The sequence below is a fragment of the Rhodococcus sp. Z13_19A genome, from assembly GCF_058133575.1.
On sequence record NZ_JBYUNN010000001.1, the window covers coordinates 1083052 to 1099101 of the forward strand.

At 71.4% G+C, this 16050-nt stretch carries 18 protein-coding genes; 11 read left to right on the forward strand and 7 right to left on the reverse strand.

Going from position 1 to position 16050, the window contains the following annotated elements; genetic code table 11:
• Positions 1-16: 16 nt before the first annotated feature.
• Positions 17-298, reverse strand: a complete 282-nt coding sequence (locus AC3YNX_RS05030) for a metal-sensitive transcriptional regulator (RefSeq protein ID WP_489994780.1) — start codon at positions 296-298, stop codon at positions 17-19.
• Positions 299-652: 354 nt separating this feature from the next.
• On the opposite strand from AC3YNX_RS05030, the gene AC3YNX_RS05035 reads away from it, so the two are divergent.
• Positions 653-853 (forward strand): hypothetical protein, encoded by a 201-nt coding sequence (locus AC3YNX_RS05035; RefSeq protein WP_489994781.1) that lies wholly within the window; start codon positions 653-655, stop codon positions 851-853.
• Positions 854-874: 21 nt separating this feature from the next.
• On the opposite strand, the gene AC3YNX_RS05040 is transcribed toward AC3YNX_RS05035, so the two are convergent.
• Positions 875-1615 (reverse strand): DUF6474 family protein, encoded by a 741-nt coding sequence (locus tag AC3YNX_RS05040; RefSeq protein ID WP_489994782.1) that lies wholly within the window; start codon positions 1613-1615, stop codon positions 875-877.
• A 75-nt stretch (positions 1616-1690) separates the two neighbouring features.
• On the opposite strand from AC3YNX_RS05040, the gene AC3YNX_RS05045 reads away from it, so the two are divergent.
• From AC3YNX_RS05045 to AC3YNX_RS05075, 7 genes are all read left to right on the forward strand, one after another.
• Positions 1691-3295 (forward strand): TM0106 family RecB-like putative nuclease, encoded by a 1605-nt coding sequence (locus AC3YNX_RS05045; protein WP_489994783.1) that lies wholly within the window; start codon positions 1691-1693, stop codon positions 3293-3295.
• Entirely contained in the window at positions 3292-3870 is a 579-nt protein-coding gene (locus AC3YNX_RS05050; protein WP_127781624.1) for a TerD family protein, read from the forward strand. Before AC3YNX_RS05045 ends, AC3YNX_RS05050 begins: the two co-directional genes overlap by 4 nt.
• A gap of 49 nt (positions 3871-3919) precedes the next feature.
• Positions 3920-4501: a TerD family protein gene (locus AC3YNX_RS05055; RefSeq protein ID WP_127781625.1), complete on the forward strand. Its 582-nt coding sequence runs from the start codon at positions 3920-3922 to the stop codon at positions 4499-4501.
• Between the two features lie 71 nt (positions 4502-4572).
• Positions 4573-5154, forward strand: a complete 582-nt coding sequence (locus tag AC3YNX_RS05060) for a TerD family protein (RefSeq protein WP_127781626.1) — start codon at positions 4573-4575, stop codon at positions 5152-5154.
• Positions 5155-5241: 87 nt separating this feature from the next.
• Positions 5242-5865 carry an AIM24 family protein gene (locus tag AC3YNX_RS05065; protein WP_241249457.1) on the forward strand — a complete coding sequence of 208 codons (624 nt, stop codon included), beginning with the start codon at positions 5242-5244 and terminating at the stop codon, positions 5863-5865.
• Positions 5865-6545, forward strand: coding sequence for an AIM24 family protein (locus AC3YNX_RS05070; protein ID WP_127781627.1), 681 nt, complete (start codon positions 5865-5867; stop codon positions 6543-6545). Before AC3YNX_RS05065 ends, AC3YNX_RS05070 begins: the two co-directional genes overlap by 1 nt.
• Before the next feature lie 10 nt (positions 6546-6555).
• Positions 6556-7302 (forward strand): AIM24 family protein, encoded by a 747-nt coding sequence (locus AC3YNX_RS05075; protein ID WP_127781628.1) that lies wholly within the window; start codon positions 6556-6558, stop codon positions 7300-7302.
• A 42-nt stretch (positions 7303-7344) separates the two neighbouring features.
• Here the strand turns inward: AC3YNX_RS05075 and AC3YNX_RS05080 are convergent, their stop codons facing one another.
• The 5 genes from AC3YNX_RS05080 to AC3YNX_RS05100 form a co-directional block, all read right to left on the reverse strand.
• Positions 7345-8124, reverse strand: coding sequence for an enoyl-CoA hydratase/isomerase family protein (locus tag AC3YNX_RS05080; RefSeq protein WP_489994784.1), 780 nt, complete (start codon positions 8122-8124; stop codon positions 7345-7347).
• 28 nt (positions 8125-8152) lie between these two features.
• On the reverse strand, positions 8153-8833 hold the full coding sequence (locus AC3YNX_RS05085) for a TerD family protein (RefSeq protein WP_127781630.1): 681 nt from the start codon (positions 8831-8833) through the stop codon (positions 8153-8155).
• Between the two features lie 3 nt (positions 8834-8836).
• Entirely contained in the window at positions 8837-9412 is a 576-nt protein-coding gene (locus AC3YNX_RS05090; protein ID WP_127781631.1) for a TerD family protein, read from the reverse strand.
• A gap of 54 nt (positions 9413-9466) precedes the next feature.
• Positions 9467-9922 (reverse strand): TerB family tellurite resistance protein, encoded by a 456-nt coding sequence (locus tag AC3YNX_RS05095; protein ID WP_127781632.1) that lies wholly within the window; start codon positions 9920-9922, stop codon positions 9467-9469.
• Positions 9923-10058: 136 nt separating this feature from the next.
• Positions 10059-11471: a VWA domain-containing protein gene (locus AC3YNX_RS05100; protein WP_489994785.1), complete on the reverse strand. Its 1413-nt coding sequence runs from the start codon at positions 11469-11471 to the stop codon at positions 10059-10061.
• Between the two features lie 99 nt (positions 11472-11570).
• On the opposite strand from AC3YNX_RS05100, the gene AC3YNX_RS05105 reads away from it, so the two are divergent.
• Genes AC3YNX_RS05105 through AC3YNX_RS05115 form a run of 3 tightly spaced genes read left to right on the forward strand, consistent with a single transcriptional unit; the run spans position 11571 to position 16023 of the window.
• Positions 11571-12731 carry an HpcH/HpaI aldolase/citrate lyase family protein gene (locus tag AC3YNX_RS05105; RefSeq protein WP_489994786.1) on the forward strand — a complete coding sequence of 387 codons (1161 nt, stop codon included), beginning with the start codon at positions 11571-11573 and terminating at the stop codon, positions 12729-12731.
• Positions 12728-15226 (forward strand): phosphoribosyltransferase, encoded by a 2499-nt coding sequence (locus tag AC3YNX_RS05110; RefSeq protein WP_489994787.1) that lies wholly within the window; start codon positions 12728-12730, stop codon positions 15224-15226. The genes AC3YNX_RS05105 and AC3YNX_RS05110 overlap by 4 nt, the downstream gene beginning before the upstream one ends.
• Positions 15223-16023, forward strand: coding sequence for an HAD family hydrolase (locus AC3YNX_RS05115; RefSeq protein WP_489994788.1), 801 nt, complete (start codon positions 15223-15225; stop codon positions 16021-16023). Before AC3YNX_RS05110 ends, AC3YNX_RS05115 begins: the two co-directional genes overlap by 4 nt.
• The last annotated feature ends 27 nt before the right edge of the window (positions 16024-16050 follow it).

The following is a 16050-nucleotide window of genomic DNA, read 5'->3' on the forward strand; positions in this document are numbered from 1 at the left end:
CAGGGTTTGTGGGTGGTCAGGACCGCACCAGGCGGGCGATGGCGTCGGCGGCTTCCCGGACCTTCTCGTCGGCCTCGGCGCCGCCGGCGCGCGCCGCCTCCACCATGCAGCCGGCCATGTGCTCCTCCAGCAGCGACAGGGCCACCGACTCCAGGGCCTTGGTGGCCGCGCTGATCTGGGTGAGGACGTCGATGCAGTACTTGTCCTCCTCGATCATCTTCTGGAGGCCACGTGTCTGCCCCTCGATGCGGCGCAGCCGCTTGAGGTGGTCCTGCTTGTTGGTGGTGTATCCGGGCACCGGGCGCCTCCGTGAGCTTGGTCAACCAGTGGTCGCGTCCTGCTGGTTGATACGGTACCCCCCTAGGGTACCGGCACGCCAGGACGAGCTCGGGATCCAGTGTGCTCTTGGGCTGTCGTGCAGCCGGTCGGCGGCACCGTGGGAGCCCGCCTCGTGCGGGTAGACCTGCACGGTGCCGCGACCCTGGGGCCACCGCTGAGCCGCCGGGACGTTCTACCGGCCATTCCTGGCCGGCACACCAGCGACGGTCTTCGACGGCCGCAGTGCTCGTCGCGTGCTCGACGACCTCACCGTCGCGGATGCAGCACCGCTGCCCATGCAGGTGGACAGGGGCGGGCAGGTCGGGGACCTGACTTGGACGGCGCAACCCGGCAGCCCATCTCCAGCACACCGATCCGCTATCCCGAGCCGGACGTCGCCCTCGACGGTGCCGGCACCGTGTGGATCACCGCCGGGGGGCTGCAGGCCATCCCCGACCAGACCATGACCCCACCGGTACCGCTGGATGTCGCCGACCTGGTCGATCAATCACGCGCCCGGCAACAGCAGTCCTAGACCGGGCAGAAGGTGGAGCGGTCAGCGCACACCCAGGCGGGCCAGCAGGTCGGCCTCGATGGCGTCGAGCTCGGTGGCCACGGCACGGTGGGCGGCCTTGCGGCGGGCCGCCGGCATGCGCTCAGCCGCGTGCACCGCGGTGGACAGCTCGCCCAGCCGTGCCCGAGTGGCGTCGCGGAAGGCCACGGCGTCGCTGTGCGCACCGGTGCCGTTGGCGCTCACCAGCTGGTCGAGAGTGGGCTCCAGGCCGGCGATGCGGGCGTTGAGCGCCGCGCCATGACCGCTGAAGTCGCCCAGCTCGTGCACGCTCACGCCCATCTTGCGGGCCCGGGCCTGGTCCAGCTGGCCACGGGTGGCGGTGGCCGCCTTGTAGGCCAGCGGGGCGAGCACCGGAGCCAGCACGCGCATGATGCCGAGGGCGTTGCGCACCTTCTTGGGGTTGAGGCCCTTCTCCTGCGCCGCGGCCTTCTCGGCGTTCTTCTTCTGCGCCTTCTTGTCAGCCTTCGTGTCGGCCTTCTTGCCCTTGCCGGAGGTGGTCTCCGCCGCTGGCTGCGTGCGCGCCACCGAGGCGGCGACCGTGGCCTTGCCGGTGGCCTTCGCCTTGTTCTTGCGCTTGCGGAGGTCCTTGGCGGCCTTCTTCTCGGCCTTCTCCCGGAACTTGCGCTCCGCCTGGGCCTGCGCCTTGAGGGTCTTGGTGTGCGCCTTGCGCAGGGCACGCTTGCTCGTGCGCTTGGTCCTCGTGCGCTTGCTCAACAGGCCCATCAGTGAGATCCCTCCGGTGCATCGCCCACCACTACCGTCGGGTGCAGCCTAGGGGAGGGCCTACTGTTCCTGCCTGTGGACCAGCCCCAGCACCCTTCTCCGCCGGTGCTGCTGGACTCGGCGGAGCTCACCCGGTGCCGTCACCGGGTGTCGCTGGAGCACATCGGCATCGACCCGCCCGGCACTGTCGACCCCGCCGTGCGCCAGCGCCAGGACGAGGCCGCCGCGCACCGGCGGCGGGTGGCCGAGCTGCTGGCCGCGGGCTCGGCGAGCTGGGTGGAGGTGCCTGCCGACCTGCCACCGGCCGAGCGGCGCGAGCGCACCCGCCAGGCCCTGGCCAGCGGTGCCGAGCGCATCTGGGGGGCGACGCTGGGCCCAGACCGTGCCGCCCACCGCCGGGGCCGCGCCGACCTGCTGGTCCGCCACGCCGGGGGCTACGTGCCGGTGATCGTGGTCAACCACCGCACCACCGACCCTGGCCGCGGGGCCCGCACCTCCGAGCTGCTGCAGTGGGCGCCGCGGCTGGACGAGACGCGCAGCCTGCGCTCCTTCCCGCGCGACCAGCTGCGCCTGGCCCACCTCACCCGGATGCTGCAGACCCTGGGTGCCGCCCCCACCGAGCAGGTCGGCGGGGTGATCGGCCTGGACGCCGACTGCGTGGTGGTGCACGACCTCGCCGCCGCGACCTGGCCGGGCGGGCGCAGCACCCTGCAGGAGTACGACACCCGCTTCGCCGACCGGCTGGCCGTGGCCACCGGCCAGGTGCCCACCAGCGCCTCGCGCATCGGGGAGTGCCGCACCTGCCCGTGGTGGCCGCGGTGCTCGGCCGACCTGCGGGAGAGTCGCGACGTGAGCCTGGTGGTGGCCGGCCCGCAGGTGAGCGTGCTGCGTGCCCTGGGGGTGCGCACGGTGGACGAGCTCGCGACCTGGGCAGGGCCGGCCCCCGCGTCCTGGCCCGGGGGTGCCTTCGCCGACGCGGTGGTGCTGGCCCGGGCGTGGCTGCGGGGCGTTCCGCTGGTGCGGCGCACCGAGCACGTCCAGGTGCACCGCGCTGACGTCGAGGTGGACGTGGACATGGAGAGCTATCTCGAGCACGGCGCCTACCTGTGGGGTGCGCTGCTCAGCGAGCCGGGGCAGCAGTCGGTGTACCACCCGTTCGTCACCTGGGACCCGGTGCCCACCGAGGACGAGGCCCGCTCCTTCGGCGAGTTCTGGACGTGGTTGATGCAGGTGCGCGCCGATGCGGCCGCGCAGGGGCGCACCTTCGCCGCCTACTGCTACTCCGAGGCGGCGGAGAACCGTTGGCTGCTGGCCTCGGCGCGGCGCTTCGCCGGACACCCCGGGGTGCCCACCGAGGCCCAGGTGCGCGAGTTCATCGGCAGCGAGCAGTGGGTGGACGTCTACGCCGCCGTGGGCACCGCCTTCCTCTGCCCGCTGGGCAAGGGCCTGAAGAAGGTGGCGCCGGTGGCCGGGTTCACCTGGCGCGACGCCGAGGCCAGTGGCGCGGCGTCGATGGGGTGGTACCGCAAGGCCGTCGGCCTGGACGGGGACGCCCCTGACCTGGTGCAGCGGCGGCGGCTGCTGGACTACAACGCCGACGACGTGTGGGCCACCCGGGTGCTGCGCGAGTGGATGAGCGGCCCCGCCGAGCGTGAGGTTCCGCTAGCGTCGGAGCTATGACAGTCAACCTAGGCAAGGGTCAGCAGGTCTCCCTCACCAAGGAGGGCGGTGGATCGCTCACCAAGGTCCGGATGGGCCTGGGGTGGGACGCGATGAAGAAGAAGGGGCTGCTGGGTCGGCTCAAGGAGCAGTCCATCGACCTGGACGCGTCGTGCCTGATGTTCGACGCCCAGGGCAAGCTGCTCGACCAGGTCTGGTTCAACCAGCTGCACAGCAAGGACGGCGCCGTGCAGCACACCGGCGACAACCTGACCGGCGCCGGCGAGGGTGACGACGAGTCCATCGCGGTGGACCTGAGCGCGCTGTCGCCCACGGTCACCACGCTGGTCTTCGTGGTCAACTCCTTCACCGGGCAGAACTTCAGCCAGATCGAGAACGCCTTCTGCCGGCTGGTGGACGCCACCACCGACACCGAGCTGGCGCGCTACGAGCTGACCGGATCGGGGACGCACAACGCGCAGGTGATGGCCAAGCTGACCCGCAACCCGCAGGGCTGGACGATGACGGCCATCGGTGCGGTGGCCAACGGACGCACCTTCGCCGACCTGCTGCCGGTCGTGAGCACGACCCTGTAGCCCGTCACCGGGGGCCGTCAGCTGGGGAAACCGCAAGAAAGAGGCTTCTGTGAGCGTAGTGCTGAGCAAGGGCGGAAACGTCTCGTTGACCAAGGAGGCCGGGGCAGCCGGCCTGAAGGCGGTGGTCGTCGGACTCGGTTGGGACGTCCGCACCACCACCGGGGTCGACTACGACCTGGACGCGTCCGCGCTGTTGTGCGGCGCCAACGGCAAGGTGGTCTCCGACGAGCACTTCGTCTTCTACAACAACCTCGCCTCCCCGGACGGGGCGGTCGAGCACACCGGTGACAACCGCACCGGTGAGGGCGAGGGCGACGACGAGCAGATCAACGTCAACCTGGCCACCCTCGGGGCAGAGGTCCAGAAGATCGTCATCGTGGTCTCCATCGACGACGCCGACGCCCGCGGGCAGAACTTCGGCCAGGTGAGCAACGCCTTCATCCGGGTGGTCAACCAGGCCAACGACGTGGAGCTGGCCCGCTTCGACCTCACCGAGGACGCCTCCACCGAGACCGCGATGATCTATGGCGAGCTGTACCGGCACAACGGTGAGTGGAAGTTCCGCGCCGTGGGCCAGGGGTACGCCAGCGGTCTTCGCGGAATTGTCGTGGACTACGGCGTCAACGTCTGATTCCCCGACTCCACGGAAACGGGCACACTGAAGCGAGCAATGGCTGTTCCGTCATCGATGAAGGAGCTCTCGTGGGAGTAAGTCTGAGCAAGGGTGGCAACGTCTCGCTGACCAAGGAGGCGGGAACGGCCGGCTTGTCCGCGGTCACCGTCGGGCTCGGGTGGGACGTGCGCACCACCACCGGTACCGACTTCGACCTCGACGCCTCGGCCATCGCCTGCGGGGCCGACGGTCGGGTCTCCTCCGACCAGCACTTCGTGTTCTTCAACAACCTGAAGACGCCGGACGGCGCCATCGAGCACACCGGCGACAACCTCACGGGTGAGGGCGAGGGCGACGACGAGCAGATCAAGGTGAACGTGGCGTCGCTGCCCGCCGACATCGACAAGATCGTCTTCCCGGTGTCCATCTACGACGGCGAGGCGCGCTCGCAGAGCTTCGGCCAGGTGCGCAACGCCTTCATCCGGGTGGTGAACCAGGCCAACAACACCGAGCTCGCCCGCTACGACCTCACCGAGGACGCCTCCACCGAGACCGCGATGGTCTTCGGCGAGCTCTACCGCAGCGGCGCGGAGTGGAAGTTCCGCGCGGTGGGACAGGGCTACGCCAGCGGCCTGCAGGGCATCGCGCAGGACTACGGCGTCAACGTCTGACCCCGCTGCGGTCGTGTCGCTGGTCACCGGCGGTGGTGGCACCGGTTAGCCTGCAAGCCAACGACATCAGCCGGAGAAGGGAGACCCGTGGCTCAGCTGCGCGTCAACGGCTCACGGGTGCTCGAGGCTCGGCTGCAGGGTGAGGCCATTCGTGCCATCACCGGCGCCATGGTGGCCTTCGACGGACAGGTGGCCTTCAAGAACGCCGGCCTCGGCGGCGGTGACGGCATCAAGGCCGCGCTCAAGCGCAAGGTGACCGGGGAGTCGCTGTCGCTGATGGAGTGCTCCGGCACCGGCGTGGTGCACTTCGCGGTGGACGCCCAGGACATCACCATCGTCGAGCTGGCCAACGAGACCCTGCAGGTCGAGTCCTCGCAGCTGCTCGCGCTGGTGGGCAAGCTGCAGACCGACGTGAAGTTCTCCGGGCTGCGCGGGGCCACCTCCGGGCAGGGCCTGTTCACCACGCTGGTCAGCGGGACGGGCACGGTGGCGCTGCTGTCGGCCGGTGGGCCGCCGATCGCGCTGGAGGTCGCGCCGCAGTTCCCGCTGGTGGTCGACCCGGACGCCTTCGTGGCCTGCCGCGGACAGCTCAACCAGACGTTCGTCACCGACGTGTCCTGGAAGTCGGTGATCGGCGAGGGCAGCGGTGAGCCGTTCTCGCTGCGCTTCGACGGCCAGGGCGTGGTCTACATCCAGCCCGCGGAGCGTTGATGGTCCAGATCGAGCAGGTCAACAGCAGGGTCGCCAAGGCGACGCTGGTCCCCGGTCAGCACGTGCTGGCCCGTCGCGGGGCGATGCTCTACTACAGCGGCGAGGTCCAGTTCATCCCGCACTCGCCCGGGGGCGGGATGAACGGCGGCATGGGTGGCATGGGTGGCGTCGCCGGGCTGGCGGGTCGAGCGATGTCCGGCGAGCACGTCGCCATGATGGCCGCCCAGGGCCAGGGCGAGGTCTTCTACGGCCACGCCGGCCTGCACGTCACGGTGATCAACCTGGACGGCTCCGCGATGCTCACCGTGGAGGCCGACCGGCTGCTCGCCCACGACGCCTCGCTCAGCTCGTCGGTGGTGTTCCTCGGCTCGCAGGGCGGCGTGCGCGGCGCGGTGCGTGGGGCGATGACCGGGCAGGGCCTGTTCACCACCCAGCTGTCCGGGGTGGGCCAGGTGGCGGTGCTGTCCCACGGTGGGTCGTTCGAGATCCCGGTGGGCCCGGGCAGCCAGACGGTGGTGGACCCGCAGGCCTACGTCGGACACATCGGCAACCTGAGCCTGGACGTGTCGGCCTCGGTGGGCTGGCGCGACGCCGTGGGCCGCGGCTCCGGCGAGGCGATCCAGCTCAAGGTCAGCGGCCAGGGCGTGGTGTACGTCCAGGCGTCCGAGCAGAAGTTCTGAGGAGGCCGCGATGACAGACATCCTCAACCCCTACACGCTGCCGGTGGACGACAACGTCCCTGGCAACGACTACGCCTTCTGCGTGGAGGTGGGCAGCGCCCCGTGGTTCATGGCCAAGGGGGCGATGATCGCCTACTACGGGCAGATCACCTTCGAGCCGCTCGCCGCCACCACGGTCAGCGGCCTGGTCGCCGCCCGGTTCTCCTCACCGCTGTACGTCCAGGACTGGGTGGTGACGCAGGGTCAGGGCAAGCTGGTCCTCGGCGACCGCGGCTTCAACATCAACTCCTACGACCTCGACGACGGCAACCTCACCATCCGCGCCAGCAACCTGCTGGCGTTCGAGACCGGGCTGAGCCTCAAGCAGTCGATCGTGCCGGGCTTCCTCACCCTCATCGGCACGGGCAAGTTCCTGGCCTCCAGCAACGGACCGGTGATGTTCGCCGAGCCACCGGTGCGGGTGGACCCGCAGGCGCTGGTGGGCTGGTCGGACTGTCCGTCGCCGAGCCATCACTACGACGCCGGCTGGATGGGCAGCTTCCTGGGAGCGGCCCGGCACCTGGTGCTGGGCACCGAGACCGGTGAGGAGCGCCAGTTCGACTTCACCGGGGCAGGCACCGTGCTGATCCAGTCCAGCGAGGCGGTGCGGGCCGACCACCACGTGGTGAGCCACATCGAGTCGCAGACGGTGCTGCTGGGACAGCCGCAGCTGCAGCACCTGCACCGCAGCATCGGTCAGCGCCTGCAGAGCAGCTAGCCTGCCCCCGGCTCGGCTGGTGCCGGGCTCGTCCAGCGCCGGCTACTTGCGGTGGAAGTCCCCGGGGCGCTTGGCCAGGAAGGAGTCCAGCGCCTCGGTGTGGTCGGCGGTGCCGGCCAGCTCGACGAACGCCTCGCCCTGCACCGCCATGAAGGCGTCCACGTCCAGGGTCTGGGCGCGGTTGAGCGCCTGCTTCACCTTCTCCACCGACAGCGGCACCCGGCTGGCGATGCGCTCGGCCCGCCTCAGCGCGGCGGGCAGCAGGTCCTCGGCGCTGGTCACCTCGGTCACCAGCCCCCAGCCCAGCGCCTGCGCCGGGGTGTAGCGGTCGCCGGTGAGCACCATCTCCTTGGCGGGGCCGAGGCCGATGGTGCGGGCGAGGCGCCAGAAGTTGGCGATCAGGCCGACGTTGACGCCGGCGGCGATGAAGAACGCCGACGAGACGCAGATCCGCAGGTCGCAGGCCAGCGCCACCTCCAGCCCACCGCCGACGACGGGACCGTTGATCGCCGCGATCACCGGCACCCGGCACTGCTCCAGGGCCAGCGCCAGCTCGTCGAACTCCTGCAGGTAGATCCGGGCCTCGTCGGGGCCGGTGGCGACCCGCCGGGTCTCGGACAGCTCGGCGCCGGCGCAGAACGACCGGCCACCGCCGGTGAGCACGACGCACCGCACGTCGAGGTCCTCGTTCACCTCCGCCAGGGCCGCCACCAGCTCGTCCCTGGCTTGCTTGTCCAGGGCGTTCTGCGGCGGCTTGGTGACGGTGACCAGGGCGACGTGCGGTGCGGAGCGGGTGACGGTGACCCGCGGCTCGGTGCTCACCGGGCGATTGTGCCTGAGGGCTCCAGTGCTACTTGCGGCCCCGGGCCCACGTGAGGCCCCAGCCGTAGGCGTCGTCCAGGGCGTCCTGCGCCCCCTCGACGTAGCGGACCTCGCGGCGAATCTTCAGGTCGCCACCGCCACCCTCCAGCAGCGCGATGGCGCACATCCGCGAACCACCGGCCTGCTCGTCCAGGCGCACCTCGATGGGGGCACCGCTGGCCGGAGTCAACGTCACCACCCCGTTGGCCTGGTCGAAGCTGGGCGCACCGTCGTAGATGCAGGCGAACACCAGCACCCGACGGATGTCCTTGGCGTGGGCGAGGTTGATGAACATGTCCTCGCCCCCGCTGTTGGCGCCGGAGCGGTCGTCACCGTTGAGGAAGATGTACGGCGCCTGCTCCAGCGACCCGAAGGAGTTGCCGAGCGCCTGGATGACGCCCTTGCTGCCGTCGTTCAGCTCGTACAGGCAGCCCAGGTCCAGGTCGATCGGCCGGGCGGCCGCGGCGGCGAGCTTCTTGAGGAACCCACCCTTGGCGGGCTCGGGGGAGCGTGCGTCCCAGTTCAGGTTCACCCGCAGCTGCCCGCTCTGCTTGCTCAGCGAGATGGAGGGGCTGGCCTTGGTCAGCGTCACCTTGCTCAGCGACACCGGGCCGCCGCCGTCGCCACCGGCCGCCGCGGCCGGCTTCCGCTTGTTGTAGTCGATGGCCACGGACTAGACCGAGACGCCGTAGTCGGTGGCGATGCCCTTGAGGCCGGAGGCGTAGCCCTGGCCGACCGCGCGGAACTTCCAGTCGGTGCCGTTGCGGTAGAGCTCGCCGAAGACCATCGCGGTCTCGGTGGAGGCGTCCTCGGTGAGGTCGTAGCGGGCGATCTCGCTGCCACCGGTCTGGTTCACGATGCGGATGAAGGCGTTGCGCACCTGGCCGAAGCCCTGGTTGCGCGACTCGGCCTCGTAGATGCTGACCGGGAACACGATCTTGTCGACCTCGGCGGGCACCTTGGCCAGGTCCACCTTGATGGCCTCGTCGTCGCCATCGCCCTCACCGGTGAGGTTGTCGCCGGTGTGCTCCACGGAGCCCTCCGGGGACGTCATGTTGTTGAAGAAGATGAAGTGCTTGTCCGAGATCACCTTGCCGTTGGTGTCGACCATGATTGCCGAGGCGTCCAGGTCGAAGTCGGTGCCGGTGGTGGTGCGGGCGTCCCAGCCGAGGCCGACGAGCACGGCGGTCATGCCGGGCGCCTCCTTGGACAGTGAGACGTTGCCGCCCTTGCTCAGGCTGACTCCCATGGTGTGTTCCTTTCGGTTGTGGTGCGGGGGGTGTTGGAGCGGAGGAAGAGCGAGCTAGAGGTCGAACTCGCTGGGGTTGATCCCCAGGGCGTAGCAGGCGTCCTTGACGGCCTTGCGCTCGTCGGCGTCGAAGTTGCCGTCCGCGCCGCCGATGATGATGCCGATCTGGATGACCGCGCGGCCCTGGTCCGGCTTGGACTTCAGCTTGCCGATGGTGGCGATGGCCTCGACCTGGCCGAAGGCGAAGTCCTTGTTGAGCTTGTCGCAGTACCAGTCGAACTTCTGCTGCAGCTCGGCAGGCGGGAAGATGGTCAGCACGTCGTTGCTGGCGATCAGAGCAGCGGTCTTCTGGCGCTCAGCGGCGTCGATGGAGCCGTCAGCGGCGGCGATCAAGGCGCACATCGCCATGCTGGCGTTGGCGAACTCCTTGCTCTTGAACTGGCCAGCCTTGGTCTTGAGCTGGTCGTTCATGGTCTGCGTCTTCGCTTTCAGCTGGTCCCAGAACGCCACAGGCTCTCCTCGAGATCCGGACAGCCCGGTTGAGGCCATCGATTGTTCAAGCCTGCCAGGTGCGGAGTCAGCAGGCACGGTGCAATGGCCGTCGTGTTCAGGTCACCCGATTGCCGGGTTGCGGCAATCAGGCAGATCAGCGGAGCAGGCCCTTGCCGCGGGCCTGGGTGATCCAGCCCGGGTACTCCGTCATCAGCAGCTCGAACAGCTGGTCGTCGGGGATGGCGGCGGGGTCCTCCACGGCGAAGAAGTCGGCGTTGTCGAGGTAGCGCCCCGGCATGTCGTCCAGCTCCTCCAGGAAGCGGAACTCGCTGCTGCCGCGGGCTGGAGCCGGGGCGGACTTGCGTCGGCCGAACAGCCCCGTGGACGGCGGGGGCGTGGGAGCAGCGCCGGGGGTGACGGAGCGCGAGCTGCGGCCGATGGCCATGAACTGCCAGAACAGCGGCTCGTAGCTGGAGGAGACCACCTGCTCGCGGGCGCCGTCCTCGTCGAAGGTCTGGCCGTCGGTGACGAACATGACGTACACCGGCACCGCGGCGGAGAACGGCTCGCGCCGGGCCGCGGAGCTGCCGAAGTAGTGCTCGCGGATGAGCGCCATGGCCTTGCCGTAGTAGGTCGCCGGCTCCAGCCCGAACTCGCCGAGCATGGTGGGGACGTAGTCGGTGCGGTTGTCCAGCTGCAGCGAACCCGCCTGGTGGCCGTTCTTGCCGAACAGGAAGACGTCCACCTGGCCGTCGTCGTCGAAGCGCAGGCCCAGCGCCAGGATGCGCTCGGCCAGGGCGGCGATGCTGCCGTTGCGGTAGAGCCGGTTCATCGACCCGGAGATGTCCAGGCACAGCGCCACCCGCGCGGTGTGCTCGCCCAGGCCGCGCTTCTCCAGCGACACCGCCGCCTTCTTGGTGAGGCTGAGCATCTCCGGCGCGCTGGTGGTGAGCTTCTTCTCCAGGTCGATCAGCTTCTGCTTCTTCAGGCTGACGGCGGGTGCGCCGGCTTGGGGGGTGGCCGGTGCGGCGGTCTGGGGGGCGGGTTCGTCGTCCACCGAGATGCCGAAGTCGGTGGCCAGTCCCCCCAGCCCCGCGGCGTAGCCCTGGCCGACGGCGCGGAACTTCCAGCCGTCGCCGCGGCGGTAGACCTCGCCGAGCACCATCGCGGTCTCGGTGCTGGCGTCGGTGACGTCGAAGCGGACCAGCTCGGTGCCGGAGGGGTCCAGCAGGCGCATGTGCAGGCCCGGCACCGCGGCGAAGGTGCCGCCGTCGGCGGAGGCGGTGAGCACCACCGTCTCCACGTCGGCCTCGAGCCGGGAGGTGTCCACGGTGACCCCGTCGGTGCTGGCCCCCGCGCCCTTGCCGGTGTGGGACACCGCGCCCGAGGCGTGCTGAGGCTGGTTGTAGAAGACGAAGTCCGCGTCCGAGCGCACCTTGCCGGAGCCGGTGAGCAGCAGCGCGGCGGCGTCGACGTCCGGACAGCCGGGTCCGGGGCTCCACGCCAGCTCCATCCGCACCACCGGAACCGAGAGCGCGACGTTGGAACCCTTGGCCATCAGCGTCATACGTACATCGTGCCTCGTGGGGCACGGCGTGCACAGCCGACTGGGGCAAACGGGCAGACTGACGGCGACGACCACCGCCGCTCGCCGAGGAGACAACCCGTGATCCACTTCGACTTCCTCGCTGAGGACGTGCGTGCGTCGTTGTTCAGCAAGCCACCCCAGCCAGTGACCGCGGACAGTCCGCACGACCTGCTGGCCACCCACCTGGGCGCCACCCTGTACTGCCCTGCCACCCGGCCCAACCTGGCGCGCGACGTGGTGCGCAGCCGCGCCGCCGGCGTCACCAGCATGGTGCTGTGCCTGGAGGACTCGGTGGCCAACACCGAGCTGGCCGCGGCGGAGCAGAACCTGGTGGACCAGCTGGTGGCACTGCAGGCCGACACCGCCCCCAGGCCGCGGCTGTTCGTGCGGGTGCGCACCGCCGAGCAGATCGGCGACCTGGTGCGGCGGCTGGGTCCAGCGACGACGCTGCTCAGCGGCTTCGTGCTGCCCAAGTTCACCGTGCACAACGGGGCGGGCTACCTGCAGGAGCTGGCCCAGGCGTCCTCGGACAGCGGGGTGCGGCTGTGGGCGATGCCGGTGATCGAGTCGGCCGACGTGCTCTACCTGGAGACCCGCGCGCAGGCGCTGGCCGGCATCCGCGCGCTGCTCAACCAGGCGCGCGAGCAGGTGCTGGCGGTGCGCCTGGGTGCCAGCGACTTCTCCGGGGTGTTCGGCTTGCGCCGCACCGCGGAGATGACCATCTACGACGTGCGGCTGGTGGGCAACGCCATCGCCGACGTGGTCAACGTGCTGGGCCGCGCCGACGGCACCGGGTTCACCATCACCGGACCGGTGTGGGAGTACTTCACCGGCGGCGAGCGCATCTTCAAGCCCCAGCTGCGGGCCTCGGTGTTCGCCGAGCACGGAGCCCAGGAGCTGCGGTCGGCGCTGCTGCGCCACGACCTGGACGGGCTGATCCGCGAGGTCCAGCTGGACAAGGTGAACGGCTTGACCGGCAAGACGGTGATCCACCCCAGCCACGTCACCGCCGTGCACGCGCTGTCGGTGGTGACGCACGAGGAGTTCGCCGACGCCAACGACGTGCTGGCCGCGACCTCGCCGGGCGGGGTGCTGCGCAGCGAGTACGGCAACAAGATGAACGAGGTGAACCCCCACCGGGCCTGGGCGCACAAGGTGCAGCTGCGGGCCGCGGCGTTCGGGGTGGCGGCCGAGGACGTCTCCTACGTGGAGCTGCTGACCGCCAGCGACGCCGCGTGAGCGGGTGGACGGGCTCCTGGGTGCACGAGCACCTGGGGGTGCAGCTGCAGGGCGCGAGCGGCGACGACCTCCGGGTGGAGGAGCTGGTGGGCCTGGCGCTGCGGCGCAACCCGCGGCGGGCGCACCTGCTGGTCTCCCGGGTGCTGGGCAAGCACGTCCCCACCGACCCGCGGCTGGTGCGCGCGGCCGGGCTGCTGCTGGGCGCCCGGGTGGCCGCCGAGCTGGGCGCACCCGCGCCCACCGGCTGGCAGGACCCGGTGCGGGCCGCGCTGGCCGGCCACGACGGTGCCGCCCGCGACCTGCGCGACCGCGCCGTCGCCCTGGGCGGCGCCGGTGTGAGCGAGGACGTCTGCGTGCTGGGCTACGCCGAGACCGCCACCGGGCTCGGCCACCTGGTGGCCGAGGCGCTGGACGCCGACGTGTACCTGCACTCCACCCGACGCCACCCCGCCGGCGCGGTGCAGCTGGGCCGCTTCGCCGAGGAGCACTCGCACGCCACCGAGCACCGGCTGCTGCCGCGCAGCCCCGAGCTGCTCACCGGCACCGGACCGCTGGTGCTGGTGGACGACGAGCTCTCCACCGGGCGCACCGTGCGCAACACCCTGGCCATGCTGCACGCCATCGCCCCGCGGCCCCGCTACGTGGTGGCCGCACTGATCGACCTGCGCAGCGCCGAGGACGAGGCCGCCCTGCAGGAGCTGGCCGCCGAGCTGGGCGCCCAGGTCAGCGTGGTGTCGCTGGCCCGCGGGCGGGTGCAGGTGCCCGCCGACGCGCTGCGCCGCGGCGCCGAGCTGGTGCAGGCCCACAGCACGCCGCAGCCCGTGCCCGCCCCGCCGCACCCGGTGCGGCGGGTGGCGCTGGACTGGCCGGTGACCCTGCCCGACGGGGGACGGCACGGAGTGCAGCGCCCGCACCGAGCCCAGCTGGAGCAGGTGCTGCCCGCGCTGGCCGCCCAGCTGGACGCGGCGCTGCAGGTACCGGCCGGCGGGTCGGTGCTGGTGCTGGGCACCGAGGAGCTGATGCACGCCCCGCTGCGCCTGGCCGAGGCGCTGGCTGACCGGCTGGACGACCGCGGCGTGGCGGTCCGCAGCTCCACCACCACCCGCTCGCCGGTGCTGGCCGTCGACGACCCCGGCTACGCCATCCGCGGCGGCATCACCTTTCCCGCCCACGACGACCCGGTGGACGGGCCCGGCCCGCGCTTCGCCTACAACGTCGGCCGCCCGGACGCCGTGGTGGTGGTGGTCGACGACGTGGCCGACACCCCGCAGCTGACCGGCCTGCTCGACGCGCTGCCGGCCCCGGTGCTGCTGGTGACGCTGCCCAGCGCCGGCCCGCTGCCCACCCCGCTGCACGGCCCGGAGTTCGGCTCCTACGCCGCCGACGAGGTGACCTGGCTGCTCAAGGACCTCTCCGCGGTCGCGCTGGAGGCGCCGGTGGAGGAGCGCGAGGAGGCGGTGCAGAACGGCGGGGCTCACTACGCGGAGTCGCTGCCGGTGGAGTACCAGCCCGACCCGGCCTACCTGGCACTGTTCCAGCAGGCCCTGGCCGGCTCCGCCCGCCGCCTGGCCCACGCCGTCGGGGTGCTCACCGAGCTGCTGCTGGCCGAGCGCGGACCCGACCTGGTGCTGGCCTCCCTGGCTCGCGCCGGCACCCCGGTGGGGATCCTGGTGCGCCGCTGGGCGCAGCACGTGCACGGGCTGCAGCTGCCGCACTACGCGGTGTCCATCGTGCGCGGCCGCGGCATCGACCCGGTGGCGCTGCGCTACCTGGCCGCCCACCACGACCCCGCCGCGGTGGTGTTCGTGGACGGCTGGACGGGCAAGGGCGCCATCACCTCCGAGCTCACCGCTGCCCTGGCCGAGCACGAGCTGGCCACCGGTGCGCGGTTCAACCCCGACCTGGCGGTGCTGGCCGACCCCGGGCGCTGCGTGCGCACCTTCGGCACCCGCGAGGACTACCTCATCGCCTCGGCCTGCCTGAACTCCACCGTCTCCGGCCTGGTGTCGCGCACGGTGCTCAACGCCACGCACATCGGACCCGCCGACTTCCACGGCGCCAAGTTCTACGCCGAGCTGGCCGGCTCCGACGTCTCCACCGACTTCCTGGACGCCGTCACCGCCCACTTCGACGCCGTCCGCGCGGAGGTCGCCAGCTCCTGGCCGCACGTCGCGGCCGGCGACCGCGAGCCCACCTGGTCGGGCTGGGCGGCGGTGCGGGAGATCAGCGAGGCCTACGGCATCGGGCAGGAGAACCTGGTCAAGCCCGGCGTGGGGGAGACCACCCGGGTGCTGCTGCGGCGGGTGCCGTGGAAGGTGCTGGTGCGCCCGGACGCCCGCGCCGAGCTGGGGCACGTGCTGCTGCTCGCCGAGCGGCGAGGAGTGCCGGTGGAGGACGTGGCCGACCTGGCCTACTCCTGCGTCGGGCTGATCCACCCGCGCTACACCCGCGGGGCCACCGGGGCCGACGGCGCCGCCGCGCAGGTGCCGGCGTGAGCGCGCCCGGACCCACCGTCATCTGCGCCGACCTCGACCGCACCCTGATCTACTCCGCCGCGGCGCTCGCCCTGGACTGCGCGGACGCCGACGCGCCGTCGCTGCTGTGCGTGGAGCTCTACCAGGGAGCACCGCAGTCGTTCATGCTCACCGACGCCGCCCGGTGCCTGGCCGAGGTGGCCGCCCGGCACGTGCTGGTGCCCACCACCACCCGCACCGTGGAGCAGTACCAGCGGGTGCAGGTGCCCGGCCCGCCGCCGACCTACGCCATCTGCGCCAACGGCGGCCGGCTGCTCGTCGACGGCGCGGTGGACGGCGACTGGTCCACCCACGTGGACACCCTGCTGGCGGCCTCGGCCCCGCTGGCGGAGGTGCGCGCCTGGTTCGAGCCCGCGCCGCAGTTCGTGCGCACCGTGCGGGTGGCCTCGGAGCTGTTCGTCTACGCGGTGGTGGAGCGCGACGACCTGCCGGCGGGCTGGCTCGCAGAGCTCAGCGAGTTCTGCCTGCCACGCGGGTGGACGGTGTCGATGCAGGGCCGCAAGGTCTACTGCGTGCCCGAGCGGCTGCGCAAGTCCGCCGCCGCGGCAGAGGTCCGCCGCCGAGTGGGCGCGGACCGGATGCTCGCCGCGGGCGACTCGCTGCTGGACACCGACCTGCTCGCCGCCGCCGACCTCGCCATCCGGCCCCGGCACGGCGAGCTGCACGACACCGGGTGGGCGGCACCACACCTCACCGTCACCCAGCACCACGGAGTGCGGGCCGGCGCAGAGATCATCGACTGGTTCGCAGCCCAATAACGGCAGCCGCAGAATTCTCAGTACACT

Bases quoted from the DNA above. Each gene is read 5' to 3' on its own strand.
- AC3YNX_RS05070 (WP_127781627.1), top strand. From the start codon at position 5,865: ATGGTCCAGATCGAGCAGGTCAACAGCAGGGTCGCCAAGGCGACGCTG.
- AC3YNX_RS05050 (WP_127781624.1), top strand. From the start codon at position 3,292: ATGACAGTCAACCTAGGCAAGGGTCAGCAGGTCTCCCTCACCAAGGAG.
- AC3YNX_RS05090 (WP_127781631.1), bottom strand. From the start codon at position 9,412: ATGGGAGTCAGCCTGAGCAAGGGCGGCAACGTCTCACTGTCCAAGGAG.
- AC3YNX_RS05100 (WP_489994785.1), bottom strand. From the start codon at position 11,471: ATGACGCTGATGGCCAAGGGTTCCAACGTCGCGCTCTCGGTTCCGGTG.
- AC3YNX_RS05040 (WP_489994782.1), bottom strand. From the start codon at position 1,615: ATGGGCCTGTTGAGCAAGCGCACGAGGACCAAGCGCACGAGCAAGCGT.
- AC3YNX_RS05075 (WP_127781628.1), top strand. From the start codon at position 6,556: ATGACAGACATCCTCAACCCCTACACGCTGCCGGTGGACGACAACGTC.